We start from the raw sequence: 13221 nt of genomic DNA, 5'->3' as shown, positions 1-13221 counted from the left end.
CCCGAGCAGTTTGCGCGCAAGTCGGCTGCCAGACGGCCTCGACCAGGGTGCTCTTCGGCTACCCGTAGCGCGTGGGCGGGCGGGATCGTACGCTTTCGAGCGTCCCGTCCCCGCCCGCCGGAGCCGCCGTGATCGATTCCAAGGAACGCCGGTCCGAGGCGCTGCGGGAGTGCGACGCGGGGAGAGGCACGCGGGAGGTCGCCGCGTTCTTCGGCGTCTCCGAGAGCTGGGCGCGGCGGGTCAAGCAGGGGCGGCGGGAGCGCGGCAAGGTCGCCCTTAGAGCAAACCCAGGTGTGGCGTAGCGGATGGGGCGACGGCAAAATGCCGGCGTCCATCCCGCTCACGGAGTCGAGTCGGTGCGTGCGTATTCGGAGGATCTGAGAGAACGCGTGCTGACCGCCCGCGACGCCGGCGAGCCGACGAGGGTCGTGGCCGACCGTTTCGCCGTCAGTCCCGCCTGGGTGCGGCGGCTGGTCCAGCGGCGGCGGGAGAGCGGCACGGACGAGGTCCCCGCCGCCCGGACCGCGCCGGGACGGACGCGGGCGCTGGCGGGCCGGGAGGCGGAGATCGTCGCCGCGATGAACGCCGAGACCGATCGCACCGTGCGGCAGCTGAAGGCCGATCTGAAGCTGAATTGCTCGGCGGAGACGCTGCGACGAGAACTCCGCCGGCTCGGTTTCCGCTATAAAAAAAGACGCTGATCGCCTGCGAGCAAACCCGCCCCGACGTCGCCGACGCCCGGAGGCGTTGGCGGCGGGCCCGCGGCGGCTTCCGGGCCGGGCGGCTGGTCTTTCTGGACGAGACGTGGGCCAAGACGAACATGACCCCGACCCGGGGGTGGGCGCCGCGGGGACGCCGGCTGCTGGCGTCCGTGCCGCACGGCCACTGGCGCACCACGACGTTTTTATGCGGGTTGCGGGCCGACGGCCCGGTCGCCCCGTTGGTCGTCGACGGGGCGATCGACGGGCCGCTGTTTCTGGCGTGGGTCCGGCAACATCTGGCGCCGATTCTGCGCCGCGGCGACGTGGTGGTGATGGACAACCTCGCCGCCCACAAGGTGGCGGGCGTGGCGGAGGCGATCCGGGCCGTCGGTGCGAAGGCGCGGTACCTGCCGCCGTACAGCCCCGACCTGAACCCGATCGAACTGCTGTTCAGCAAGCTCAAGCGTCTGATCCGGGCCGCGGGCGAGCGGACGGTCGAGGGGCTGTGGCGCCGCATCGGCGAACTGCTCGACCGCTTCCCGCCGTCCGAGTGCCGGAACTATCTCCGCCACTGCGGCTATACACGCTACGCCTGATCGCGGTCTGCTCTAAGGCCGTCGTGGGCATCGCTCCGCCGGGGTCCGCTTGGTTCCGCAATCCTTCGGAGAGTTGATTTTTGTGCCGGCATTGAGTTTTGGGCGAGTGTCGTGGCAATTAGTAACCGTTACGCTCCAGGGGTCAGTCCCGGTTTTCGAGTGTCCCCGGTACAGTTGCTCCGCGAAGCGGTTGAGACTCAAGGTGGCTGCCGAGGCGGTGTGCCCCATCCAAATCCCCTCGGTCCCAAGACAGCCTTTGAGTCGACTCGCCGCGGACGCTCGCCCGCCGATCGGTCCACCGTCTGCGGATGTCCCCTCCAAGACTTCGCCACTATGCAGGGCTGTTCCCGTTAGCCGTCGAGGGCTGCCTGCAGCACATCCGTGATGCTCATGGGAACCCGGAACTTGCCATCACTAGAGAGTTTTTTGATGTAAGGCGTCGTCGGCGTCTCCGCCCCGATGCAGCAGCTGCAGGCACCGTACATGCAAAAAGGGCCGGTCCCGAAGGACCGCCCCCTTTCGGCTTGGGAGACCCCTTCGACGCCGGAGACGCCGAAAGCGCGGATCACCAGATCCCGCCCCGTTTCACGTCGTCTCAGGCTCCACGGCGGTAAACACCATCCACCGCTTCTCCTCCTTCTTCACGCTGGTCTGCACGGCGACGCCGCGGCGGCATGGCCTTAAACTGCCCTGTCAGCACCTCCGCGCTTTCCGGCCAAAACTTCCCCCGCTCGTTTGACTTCACGCGGGCACAGACGGACTTGTAGAGGCGGTCCGGCTCAGACCGCCAAGTACGCGGGGGGCTCTTCGCCGGGGGCAGTTCGGCATTGTCAGCGTCGATCCGAGACAGGTTCTCCGAGAAAATGCCGACCGCCGCCCGCACCGCCGGCATGGAGTTGAGGACGGCCTCCTCCGTGTCCTCGACGGCGGCCCGAAGAGCCTTCAGCGCCGCCCCACGGGGCAGTCCAAGGGCCTCTTCGGCGGCGTCGGCGTGGACGGCGAAGTCGGCCAGCCGCGGCAGTTCAGCCAGCCGGGGGCGCCCCTCCACCTCGGCCTTCAAGGCGGCCACCCCGCCGTTCATCAGCCCGGCCAGTGCGCGGGGCCAGCCTGCCTGAAACTCCGGCTCCACCTCCGCCTCCAGCCGGCGAGTGAATCTGGCGATTTCCACCGCCTCCACCACCACGGTCCGGTCCAAGAGATCAGGAGCGGTCACAACAGAGTCGATTCCGGTCAGGGCCACGGAGTTGTTGAACTTGGCGAAGCTCAGCCCGAAGTTTGGGTACAGCTTCCGGCGCACCATCGCCGCTCCCGTCGCGCCCCGGCAGAGCAAGTTCGACAGCTTCTTCGGCAGCTCCTCCAAGTTGTCGAGGATCGCCACCCGGCAGACCCGCAAGAACGCGATCAGATCCTCAGGCTTCTTTGGCTCGTCCAGCAGATCGGCCTCTTGAGGATCGGTCACCCGGGCGGCGTTGCGGGCGGTGGAGGATTTCGCCGTACCGTGGGATCCGTGCACGTAGAGGACCGGCAGGGTCCCGGGCCAGATCCGCGTCGGGTTCGCGTCGCCGACGGTCCGAGCGAGAGTCGAAGTCATTCGAAACCTTCCATCACCCGCGGTCGCGGGCGTAGGCGATCGCGGCGGCGAGGTCGGGCGGGGCGTAGTGTTCAGTTTGGGCGGCGTTGGCGTGACCGAGCAACTGCTGCGTCGCGTCCAGCCCGACTTCCGCCCGGGCGCGGAACCCGCAGGTGTGCCGCAGGGCGTAGGGGGTGAACGGCGTCACGTCGGCCTGCTCGCAGGCCCGCTTCACCGCCTGCGAGAGCGTGTCGCGGCGGAGGCCGAACAACGGGGCGTCCGGCTCGTCCAGGTTCAGGTAGCCCTCCAAGGTCGACTGCGACTTCGGGCCGAAGACCAGCGACCGCTTCTTGCCCTTATGGGCCGTCTTGTGCCGGGTGAGCGTCGCGACCCACACCTCGCCGGTGCGGTCGATCCCGGCGGTCGTCAGGCCGAGCAACTCCGAAGGACGGGCGCCGGTCAGCACGAGCAGGTCCAGCACGTTGCGGTGCTTCTCGCACATGACGTCCTTCACGGCCTCGAAGTCTTCGGCGGGCACGGCGTGGCGGTCGCCGCCTTCGGGGGCGGCGGTCTTACCGGCCCGCAGCGGTTCGACCGTCTGCAGCGCCGTGTAGATCTCCACCGGGATCATCTCCCGGGAGACGGCCCACTTGAAGACATGCCGGACTCGGCCCAGCGAGCGGTTCACGTACTTCCGCGTCCAGCCGGCCTCGACCATCGCCGCCTGCACCGCCAGTAGCCGTTTCGGACCGAACTCGGCCGCCGGGTCAGGGCCGGCGACCTTCCGCAGGATCCTCAGGGCGGACTTGTAGCTGTGCTGTTCGGCGGCGGGCTCGCCGTCCGGGGTGACGTAGAAGGCCTCCGCGTGGCGCCAGAACGCGAGGATCACCTCCGTGACGGTCACGCCGTCCGGGTCCGGCGACGCCTTCGCCGCTTTGGCGGTCGGGGGAACGATTCCGGTCTCCCGCCAATCGGCGAGCAGGCGGTGGTAGGCCGCCTCCGCCTCGGGGGAGCCGTACCGGCCGAGGTAGAAGTCCCGCCCGCCGATGCGGACCCGGGCCTGACCGGTCGGTTTGTGGTGAACGAGCGCGGGGGTGCGACGCTTGCGCGTGACGGACATCGTGCGGACCGGTTTGGGGCGGTCCGGGGTAGTCACTACCCCGGGCTTCGCCCGTCGTGGCCGCGTCGCCCCACGTGGGCGAGTACCGCAAGTCGCGTGTTCAGCCGAAGTTACGTCAAGTGCCCGGGAGAGGACTCGAACCTCCACGGGGTTGCCCCCACTGGCACCTGAAGCCAGCGCGTCTGCCAATTCCGCCACCCGGGCGGGCACTTGTTCCTCTCCGACACGCGACCGGGGCCACGGGTTCGGCGAGGGAGCGAGAATCTATTCGCCCCGTCGCGAATCCGCAAGTGCGTCGCCGACGTGTCCGCGCTTGGCGGCGAACGACGCAACGATTGCGTTCGAGAGACGCCCGCAGAGCGTCCCCTCCGGGTCCTGCGGGTGCGCCGTCAGGATCGCCGCCCAGCGGCGGGTCCGCGGGTCGGCCCACATCACGCAGCCGGTCGAGCCCCAGTGGCCGAACGCCTCCGGGGGGAGCAGGTCCCCGAAATACGCCGCGTGGGCCGGCCAGACCCGGCGCCACCCCAGACCCCACGGGCGGCAGCGACGGTCCTCCTCGGGAATCTGCCGCATCGGGGCGAGGGCGTTCGCCGTGGCGGCTTCGACGGCCGCGGGGCTCAGCACGGGGCCGCCGCCCGTCGTCCAGGCGGCGCAGAATCGACCCATGTCCGCCGCCGTCGAGAGCGCCCCGCCCCACGGCGCCCCCAGCTCACGCCAGTAATCGCTGTTCCAGACCGACACCCGCGTGCCCGCCGACGCCCGCCCCGGGGTCCGCACCGCCGCGATCTCTCCGACTGCGGCGCCCGCCGGGCCGAGGGAAGTCGCCGTCATGCCGAGGGGTTCGAGAACGCGGTCGGAGAGCAGCCGGCCCCCCTGGTCCGGGTCGCCGTCGTTCAGCAGCGCCCAGAGGACGGCGAAGCCGAGGCTGGAATAGGCGACGGCCCGGCCGGGCTCGAACGTCAGCGGTTCGGCGGCGGCCCTTTGCAGGAACGTCTCCAGCGGAGCGCCGGCTTCGCGGAGCTCCAGGTCGTCCGGCAGCAGGTCCGGCAGACCGGAGGTGTGGGTGAGCAGGTGCCGGATGCGGACCGCCCGCTTCTTCCCCCCGCCGAACGCCGGCAGCCGGTCGACGACCCGCTCGCCCAGGGACAGCTCCCCCCGCTCCACCGCGGCGAGGACGAGCGTCGCCACGATCGGCTTGGTCAGGGAGGCGACGGCGAACCGCGTCTCCGGCGTGGCGGGCGGGCCGCCCGGGACGATCAGGCCGCTGGCGAGCGGCCGCAGGGCGGTCCGTCCGCGGCCGACGCAAATCGCCGCGGCCGCCTCGCCGCAGAGGGCGTTCATCAGCGGGGCGACGCGGGCCCAGCGGGTCGGGTTGAGGCCGACCGCGGCGGGGTCGTCGCTCCAATCGATCGCCCAGTCCTGCATCGCCGGCGCCCCCTTCAGCGCGGCGCGGGGACGTCGACCTCGTGCACGCCGAGGTGGCGGTCCAGGTGCGAAACCCGCAGCAGTTCGCGGACGTCCGGGGTCGGGTTGAACAGCAGCACGCGAACGCCCCGCCGCACCAGCGCCGGCAGGCCGCCCAGCAGACCGGGGGGGAAGCGTTCCAGGCCGGTCAGGTCGATCGCCAACGCCTTGGCGCCGGCGCCGGCGGCGAGGTCGGCGACTTCCTGCAGGAACGTCGCCGGGTCGGGGTCGATCGCCACGGCGCCGTCCCAGCCGAGCGCCGTCACCTCCCCGTGGGAGTACAGCGTGAAGGTGGCGGGGCGGTCGCACCCCGCCGGCAACGGTTGGTCGTCGGCGTCGGGGGCGCCGGACGCGGCTTCCCGCAGCGGCTTGCCTGCGGAGAAGGTGGTGGGGGTGTCGGACAGATCGGGCATGGCGGGCTCCGGGGAGAGCCTACCGCAAGCGCTCCGTCCGTCGCACGTGCTGCGGGCGCCGATCCGAGACGCGCCGCCTGGCGGCGACGGCGAAGCGGGGGGCGTCGCAGGGGAGACGCACGGGGGGCTGACGCCCCTCCGCTCGCCGGCTTCGCCCTTCGCCCTTCGCCCTTCGCCGACGCGGTTACCGCACGCGGGTTTGGAAGGTGAGCTGGCCCTTCTCGCCGCCTTCGAGGTCTTCGGTGAGGACGAAGCGGACGATGCCGCTGCCCTCGCCGTTGGGGGTGACCTGAATCTCGCCGGCGAGCGTGGCCTCGGCGCTGCCCTCGACGTATTCCAGCCGGGGGGTGAGGTTGTCGAGGATCACGATCTCCGAGAGCGGCTTCTGGCCGCGGTTCTCTACGGTGATGGTAAACGTGACGATGTCGCCCGTGGCGGCGAAGGCTTTGTCGGCGTACTTGTGCACGCACAGCAGGCCCGGCTTCCGCTTGTCCTCGACCCCGACGATCACCTGCGGCCGGTTCACGCCGATCGCGGTGGTGGTCGCGGCGCCGACGAAGAACGTCACCGGGTTGTCCGCCCGGGTCCAGACGGCCGCGGCGTCCTCGCGCTGGGCGAGTTCCGCGGCGGTCACGCCGGTGCGGAGGTTCGCCTGCTCGTTCGTGACGACCCGCAACACCTCCGTGTACCGCACGTTCTGCTGACTGCGGAGCACATCGGACAGGGCGCTCCAGGGGGAGTCCACGGCCAGACCGGAGGCCCGACTGCGAACGCGGGCGGCGTCGGGACGCACGTCCTGCCGGACCAGGCCGGTCGGCACGTCGATCACGTCCACGTTGCTGCGGGCGGTGCGGGCGAGATCGGCGGGGCCGAAGTAGCGGGTGTCCGCGACGACGCCGAACAGCGTGCGGACCTCGGCGAACCGGGGAGCGTAGATACAGACCCGGTTCGTCGGGCAGACGTGCAGTTCGCCGTCGGAGCCGCGGAAGCGGACCACCGCGTCCTCCGGGTCCAATCCGCCGAGGCCGCCGAGGTAGTCGGTCGTGCCGGCGGGGCGCAGGCGGTCGCCGCCGTCGCAGAGGTATTCGTCTTTCGGCCGCACCTCCGGCGGGCAGTAGGGGCCGGGCACGCGCCAATCCAGCACGGCGCCGCCGACCGGCGGCAGCGCCCCGTACCGCACCCCGCCCGGCGGGCAGTGCACCGGCGGGGCGAACCGCGGCGGCGGACAGAGGGCCGGCGCCGGGCAGGCGTCGACGGGGCAGGCGTCAACGGGGCAGTCAGCCGAGGAGCCGAGGTCCAGCGTCGCCCGGCCTTCGGGACAGGGGATGCCGGGGCCGACGATCTCCGTGATCGACTTCGCCGGTTCCACGGCGGAGACCTGGGTGACGGCGTCGGTCACCGGCGGCAGCGGGGGGAGGTTCACGTCGGCGGGGGCGGCCGGCAGCACGGGGCCGCCGGTGCCGTAGAAGGCGCGCTCCGGCGTCCGCAGGTCCGGCGTCCGGCCGCCCAGCCGCACCACGGCGATCACCCGGCCGCGGGCGCCGCCCTCGGCGAGGGGGTCGGCGTTCGGGGGCAGATCGGTCCGCCGCAGCGGGCCGCGGAACCACGTCGTCGGGGCGAGGTCCGGGTCTTCCAGATAGATCACCTTGGTGATCAGCGCCCCGGCGGCGGCCTGGGCGGCCTCCTCCGGGGTGATGCTGACCGGCAGGGGGAAGGCGCTGGCGAGCCCGTCGGGCGGGTGCAGCCGGTCCACCAGTTCGATGCTGGGGAACAGCGTGGTTTCCGGCGGGAGACCGGGGATGTCCGTGATCCGCATCCGATAGGTGCGGCCGACGCACAGCCGGACCAGCGAGCCGCCCGCGGGGCCTTCCGGGGCGGCGGGGTCGCCGCCGACGGGAATCGGGGGGGCGAACGGTTCGCCGTAGATCTCCACGGCACCGCCGCCGGCCGCGGAGACGTTCACCGTCATGAAGCCGCGACGGGCCGGATCGAGCAGCACGGCCCGGGCGCCGAGGGCGCCGGCGGGGGTGTCGGCGAGCGGGGGCAGCGGCGTGCCGGCCTGCGGACGCCGCAGCCCCTGGGCGAACGCCGCGGACGACCCGCCGCAGACCCCGTCCGCCAGCGTGCAGGCCGCGGCGAGGGTCAGCAGGGCCGCGGCCCGCAGTTCGGAGAGGGACGGACGGGGCATGGGGAGACCGGCCGATTCAGGCGGGGACGGGCGGCGGACGGAACTCCCGCCGACTCCCGCCGGACTCCCGGCGACGTTTTGCGGACTCCGTCCGACTCTCAATGGACTCTCAGGGCGACTCACTGCCGCAAGCCGGGAGCCCCTTTCGGGACTCCCGGCTCACGGGCCGGCGGTGCGGGCCGCCGACTGTTCTTCACCGCGTCACAGGTTCCTCACGACCGCTTCCTCACGACCTCGTCCTCACCTCGTCCGTTCGCTGCCGACGTTCGGCGACGGCCGGGTTCAGTGATTGCCGTGGTAGTCGTTGTGCACCGGGGGAGCGCCGGCCGGACCCGCGGAGTACGGCCCGACGTTGAAGCCGTTGCCGTGGGGCTGCGGCGGCATCGGGGTGCCCGGGGAGACCATCTGGCCGGGGTACTTCACTTCGCCGGCGCTGTAGTGCGGGTGGTTCTCTTCGTAGTACGTGTAGGCCACCGGGTCCGGCAGGCTCAGGCCGGGGGTGTGCTTCACGTCGTGCAGTTGGTGCTCGACCGGCCGGGGCAGCCGCACGTCGGTGAGGTTCCGCATCGTGTGGCTCTGGAGGCCGGCGGGGCCGCCGTAGGGCAGGTGCGGCGGGCCGGGCAGGCCGATCGGGGTGCCGACGTTCGGAATCCCGTAGACCGGCATGTGGGCGGGCTGGCCGGGGCCGGGGTAGCCGTAGCCGGTTTCGGCGACAATCTGCGGGGCGGGCACGCCGATCGGGCCGGTGCCGGTGGTGGCGATGGGAATCGGCGGGGCGAACTCGCCCAGCTCGCCCTGGTAGCTGTAGTCGACCTGCTCGACGCCGCCCTCTTCACCCTCGAAGCTGACCGGGCTCACGCCGCTGCCGGGCAGCGGACGGCTGGGCATTTCGAGGTCGATGCCGCCCATCCGGAACACCGCCAGCAGCGTGCCGCGCTGTTCGGCCAGGGCGACCGGGTCCTGACCGGGATCGAGGCGGGTGGAGACGAGGGTTTCCACGCCGACGATCGCCAGGTCCTGGTACTCCGCGTCCGGCAGGTAGACGACCTTGGTGACGAAGTTGTTGCTGCGAACGTTGTCCAGATCCTCGGCGGTGACTTCGACCGGCACCGGAACGTGGGACAGGTAGGCGGCGGTTTCCGGCTGGGCCGGGAACAGTTGCAGGGTCGGGTAGAGCGTCAGGCCCGGACGACCGGGGATGTCGCTCAGCTTGAGCCGGTAGACGGCGGCCTGCGGGAAGTTATAGCGAGCCGGGGCGACGAGCTGGTCCTCGGCGTAGACGGCGCCGCTCTGCCAGCCGACCGTCATCCCCGGGGGGTTGAGGAAGCTGACCTGGGTGGTCGCCGGGGCGCCGGGCAGGCCGCCGGGGGCGCCGGGGCCGTAGCCCCCGCCCGGGCCGGCGAGGCCGGGCGGGCAGTTGGCGGGGCACTGGGCGGCGGTTTGCTGAATGGGGCCGGCCATCGGGGGCAGCACGCCCGGGCCGGGGCCGTCGATCATCGGGCCGGGATGCTGGAGCATGGCCGCGGGCGGGGCGACGTATTCCTTGCCCCGGTGGGGACCCGGGGTTCCGTCGACCGCGCAGCCCACGCAGACGACCACGCAGGTGGCCAATCCGAACAGGTAAAGTTTCATGGGAACCCCTCCGAGGGTTGAATGAGGACGGTGCGTCAGTGCCCGCCGACGGGTGAATGCGAAAAGTCTTCGAACGCGTCCCGGGACCTCCGGGAGCCCGGTCGGACCGGGGGGGTCGCGTGTCGTGTGTCCCCGCGGGCGGGCTTGCCCGGGGCGCGGCGGTCAGGGGGCGGGGGAGCGGTCGGCGGCGGACCGCCCGTGAAGGGCGTGCGTCCAAACCGTCTCGACCGATTCCACCGGCGCCCCGTAGACTGCCGACGCGACCCGTGCATCAGCGCGGACCGCACCGGAGGAATCGGACCGCCAGCGCCGCGATCTTCGGTCCGAGTGTCGCCATCCGCTAAAACGGTTCAGTCGGACCCCCGCCGCGAGGCCCCCCGCCCATGTTCACGCGACTCCTCGCCGCTTCGGTTCTCCTCTTATACGCACCGCTGGTCGGCGGGGCCCAGAATGCCGCGGGACCGAAGGATTCGCCCCCGAACCTGCCGGCCGAATTGGCCGCCGAAACGCCGGTCGATGCGGCGGCCGAAACGTCGGCGGAGACGCCGGTCGCCGCCCCCCGCCCGGACACCCGCCGCACCGCCGGCCGGATCCTCGACGAGGCCCGCGTGCGGCTGGGCGCCGTGCCGTCGCTGTCGGCGAACCTCCGGCAGACGGCGGTGGTCGGCGGGCATCGGTTCGACAGCGTCGGCCGCCTGCTGGTGGCCTCCGGCGGGCGGGTGCGGATCGAACTGAACCCCGCCCCGGAGCAGGCGGAGCTCGGCCCCTCCCTGTTGCAGGTCTGCGACGGGGCGGTGATGCACACGCAGTACGGCCTGGACGACCGCATCGCCGTGACCCGCCGCAATATCCGCACCGTCCGCGCCGAAGCCGCCGCCCGGGACAGCGGCGTGAGCCTGGCGGGGGATCTCGCCAGCGGGGGGCTGACCGGCACGCTGGCCTCCCTGCGGACGGCCATGCAGTGGGAGGAACCGCAGACCGAAACGATCGCGGACCGCCAGTACCTCGTGCTGAACGGCCGCTGGACCGAGGGCGTGCTGGCGGTGTTCGCGGAGCGGACCGCGGAAGCCAAGCTCCTGCCGGACCCGCCGCCGCCCACCGGCGTGACGGTTTACCTGGACGCCGAGACCCTGTTCCCGCACCGCATCCGCTACTGGTCGCAAATCGCGAGCGGCCCGCGGGCGCCGATGCTCACGCTGGACTTCTCCGACATTCGGGTGAACGTCCCGCTGCCGGACGACGCCTTCGCCTTCACCCTGCCCGACGACGTGGAGGTGGACGACCTGACGGAGCCGGCCGTCGTCCGCGCCCGCACCGCCGGCCTGCCGAAGCGTGTGCGCTCGCCCGAGGAGAACGAGAACGCCGGCGGGGCGGGCGACGAATGACCGCCCCCAGCTACGGCGGCGTCCCGGGCTCCGGCCTGCCGACGTTCGCCCCGCCGCGGCGGGAACGGTCCGGCCTGCTGCCCGGCTGGCTGACGAGCGTCGTGCTGCACGCCGCCCTGCTGGCGCTCGTCGCCACGCAACTGCGGAGCTGCGCGGGGTCGAACAGCGACGGCGAGGCGACCGACGGTTTTCGGGAGGTCGGGATCCGCCTGCGCGCGACCGAGGGAACGGAGGACGGCCCCAACGCCGCCTCCTCCCCCGCCCCGGCGACCGCCGCGACGGACGCCCCGCCGCAGCCGACCGCCGACCCGCTCTCCAACGCCGCGGCGTTCGACGCCCAGGAGGCGAACCGCAACACGGAGCCCACGAACGACGCCCCGCCGGCGCTCGGCCCCGGGGTCGGTTCGATGACCGGCCCGGCCGCCCAAAGCGGCGGGGCGTTGGACGCCCCCCTCGGCCCGGTCGCCGACCCCGGCAGTCTGGGCGGGGCCGCGAAGCGGGGGGCGACGGAGTTCTTCGGTCTGCGGGCGGAGGCGGAGACGTTCGTGTACGTGATCGATAGCAGCGGGAGCATGGATCCCGCCCACGAGTTCGCCATCGCCAAGCGGGAGGCCCTCGCCAGCCTCGCCACGCTCGGCCCGCGGCAGCGGTTCCAGATCCTGTTCTTCAACGACACGGTCAAGCCGATGTCGGAGCGGGCCCGGATGGAGGACGGCTTCTACTTCGCCACCGGCTTCAACAAGACCTTGGCCGGGCAGTTCGTCGGCTCGGTGGTCCCCGGCGGCGGGACGCAGCCGCTGGTGGCGCTGGAGGCGGCGCTCGCCCTGAAGCCGGACGCGATCTTCTTCCTCACCGACGGCAAGCGCGCCCTCTCCCCGCAGGACTTCAGCGCGCTGCGGCGGCTGAACAAGTCGAACACCCGCATCCACTGCGTGAACTTCGGCCGCGGCCGCGAACTGCGGAGCGGCCCGGTCGCGCAGCTCGCCGCCGAGCACAACGGCGGCTACGAGTACTGCGACGTGCGGGAGCTGCGATGAGCCGCGTCGCCGCCCTCGCCCTCGCCCTGCTGCCGCTCGCAACGGCCGCGGCCGAGGACGTGGTGACCCTCCGCACCGAAGACGGCGGGCGGCGGGACGCGGTGGGGGAGGTGATCGCCTACGACTCGCGGCTGCTCTCGCTGCGGGCGCCGACCGGGGCGCTGCTGGACTTTCCCGCCGCCGACGTGGTGAAGGTGACGACCCCGCGACTGCCGGGGCACCTCGCCGGGCTGCGGGCCTGGGCGGAGCGGGACGTGATCGCGACCCGGCAGAACCTCGCCGCCGCCCTCGAAGAGGAACCGCGGGAGTGGGTGCGGCGGGAGATCCTCGCGGCGCTGGTCACCGCGGACCTCGCCGCCGCGGACCGGCCGTCGGCGGGCGGACGGTTCCTCGCCCTGTTTCGCAGCGATCCGGCGGCGACCGACCGGCTGGGCCTGCTGCCGGTCCCCTGGGGCGACCGGCCGCCGCGGGGCGAAGAGCTCGCCGCGGCGAACCGCTGGGTCAACGGCCCGGACGAGGCGGAGCAGTTGCTGGGCGCCGGCGTGCTGGTCGGCTCCCCCTCCCGGCGGGCGGGGGCCGTGGAGACGTTGCAGCGGCTGAGTCGGTCGGGCTCGAACGAGATCGCGGAGCTGGCCCGGCTCCAGCGTTGGCGGGCGAAGGTGTTGGACGGCGAGGGAACCGCGGCGGAACTCGACGCCGCCCGCCGCCGGATCGACGACCTGCCGGAGCCGCTGCGGGCCGGGCCGACGTTCACGCTCGGCGTCGCGGCCGTCGCGGCGGGGCGAAACGACGAGGCGATCGCCGCGTTCCTCTGGACGCCGATCGCGGACCCGGTCGACCCGATCCGGGCGGCGGACGGGCTGCTGCGGGCGGGCGATCTGCTGCGGGCGGGCGATCCGCTGGCGGCGATCCGGCTGTGGCGGGAGTGCGTCGCCCGCTTCCCCTTCGCCGAGGCCGCCGAGGACGCCCGCCGCCGGCTGGACGAGCTCGGCGCCGCCCCGGACAAGCCCCTCGAACCGGCCGACGACGCATCGGGCGAGGCTGCGACTGCCGTTCCGGCGGCGGCGGACTCCCCCTAAACTCCCCCGCCCGCCCCCCAATCCCACCCCGCCGCG

The 13221-nt window shown here is 72.7% G+C and carries 11 protein-coding genes and 1 tRNA gene; 5 read left to right on the top strand and 7 right to left on the bottom strand.

The window, feature by feature from the left end:
* Positions 1 to 128 precede the first annotated feature (128 nt).
* Positions 129 to 302 (top strand): helix-turn-helix domain-containing protein, encoded by a 174-nt coding sequence (locus CA12_RS11350; RefSeq protein ID WP_165700699.1) that lies wholly within the window; start codon positions 129 to 131, stop codon positions 300 to 302.
* A 3-nt stretch (positions 303 to 305) separates the two neighbouring features.
* A protein-coding gene (locus CA12_RS23250; RefSeq protein ID WP_145357049.1) for an IS630 family transposase occupies positions 306 to 1297 on the top strand; the annotation gives its coding sequence in 2 pieces (ribosomal slippage) (positions 306 to 686 and positions 689 to 1297; 990 coding nt in all).
* Positions 1298 to 1892: 595 nt separating this feature from the next.
* Here CA12_RS23250 and CA12_RS11340 read toward each other — a convergent pair.
* The 7 genes from CA12_RS11340 to CA12_RS11310 all read right to left on the bottom strand — a co-directional run bounded on the left by CA12_RS11340 (position 1893) and on the right by CA12_RS11310 (position 9684).
* Positions 1893 to 2888, bottom strand: a complete 996-nt coding sequence (locus tag CA12_RS11340; protein ID WP_145359057.1) for a hypothetical protein — start codon at positions 2886 to 2888, stop codon at positions 1893 to 1895.
* Between the two features lie 13 nt (positions 2889 to 2901).
* Positions 2902 to 3987 carry a tyrosine-type recombinase/integrase gene (locus CA12_RS11335; RefSeq protein ID WP_145359056.1) on the bottom strand — a complete coding sequence of 362 codons (1086 nt, stop codon included), beginning with the start codon at positions 3985 to 3987 and terminating at the stop codon, positions 2902 to 2904.
* 120 nt (positions 3988 to 4107) lie between these two features.
* Positions 4108 to 4191 (bottom strand) — tRNA-Leu (locus CA12_RS11330).
* A gap of 60 nt (positions 4192 to 4251) precedes the next feature.
* On the bottom strand, positions 4252 to 5412 hold the full coding sequence (locus CA12_RS11325; RefSeq protein WP_145359055.1) for a serine hydrolase domain-containing protein: 1161 nt from the start codon (positions 5410 to 5412) through the stop codon (positions 4252 to 4254).
* 14 nt (positions 5413 to 5426) lie between these two features.
* Entirely contained in the window at positions 5427 to 5864 is a 438-nt protein-coding gene (locus CA12_RS11320) for an STAS domain-containing protein (protein ID WP_145359054.1), read from the bottom strand.
* Positions 5865 to 6048: 184 nt separating this feature from the next.
* Positions 6049 to 8052 carry a DUF11 domain-containing protein gene (locus CA12_RS11315; protein ID WP_145359053.1) on the bottom strand — a complete coding sequence of 668 codons (2004 nt, stop codon included), beginning with the start codon at positions 8050 to 8052 and terminating at the stop codon, positions 6049 to 6051.
* Positions 8053 to 8334: 282 nt separating this feature from the next.
* Positions 8335 to 9684, bottom strand: a complete 1350-nt coding sequence (locus CA12_RS11310) for a hypothetical protein (RefSeq protein WP_207621954.1) — start codon at positions 9682 to 9684, stop codon at positions 8335 to 8337.
* A 383-nt stretch (positions 9685 to 10067) separates the two neighbouring features.
* On the opposite strand from CA12_RS11310, the gene CA12_RS11305 reads away from it, so the two are divergent.
* Genes CA12_RS11305 through CA12_RS11295 form a run of 3 tightly spaced genes read left to right on the top strand, consistent with a single transcriptional unit; the run spans position 10068 to position 13185 of the window.
* The gene (locus CA12_RS11305) at positions 10068 to 11069 is read left to right on the top strand and encodes a LolA family protein (RefSeq protein WP_145359052.1); all 1002 of its coding nucleotides are present in this window, start codon (positions 10068 to 10070) and stop codon (positions 11067 to 11069) included.
* Positions 11066 to 12106, top strand: coding sequence for a vWA domain-containing protein (locus tag CA12_RS11300; RefSeq protein ID WP_145359051.1), 1041 nt, complete (start codon positions 11066 to 11068; stop codon positions 12104 to 12106). The genes CA12_RS11305 and CA12_RS11300 overlap by 4 nt, the downstream gene beginning before the upstream one ends.
* Positions 12103 to 13185 carry a tetratricopeptide repeat protein gene (locus tag CA12_RS11295; protein ID WP_145359050.1) on the top strand — a complete coding sequence of 361 codons (1083 nt, stop codon included), beginning with the start codon at positions 12103 to 12105 and terminating at the stop codon, positions 13183 to 13185. Before CA12_RS11300 ends, CA12_RS11295 begins: the two co-directional genes overlap by 4 nt.
* Positions 13186 to 13221 lie beyond the last annotated feature (36 nt).

The sequence above is a fragment of the Alienimonas californiensis genome (assembly GCF_007743815.1).
In the GTDB taxonomy this organism is placed as follows: domain Bacteria; phylum Planctomycetota; class Planctomycetia; order Planctomycetales; family Planctomycetaceae; genus Alienimonas; species Alienimonas californiensis.
Note: the sequence above shows the minus strand (reverse complement) of the source record. Positions and strands in the feature narration are given on the sequence as shown.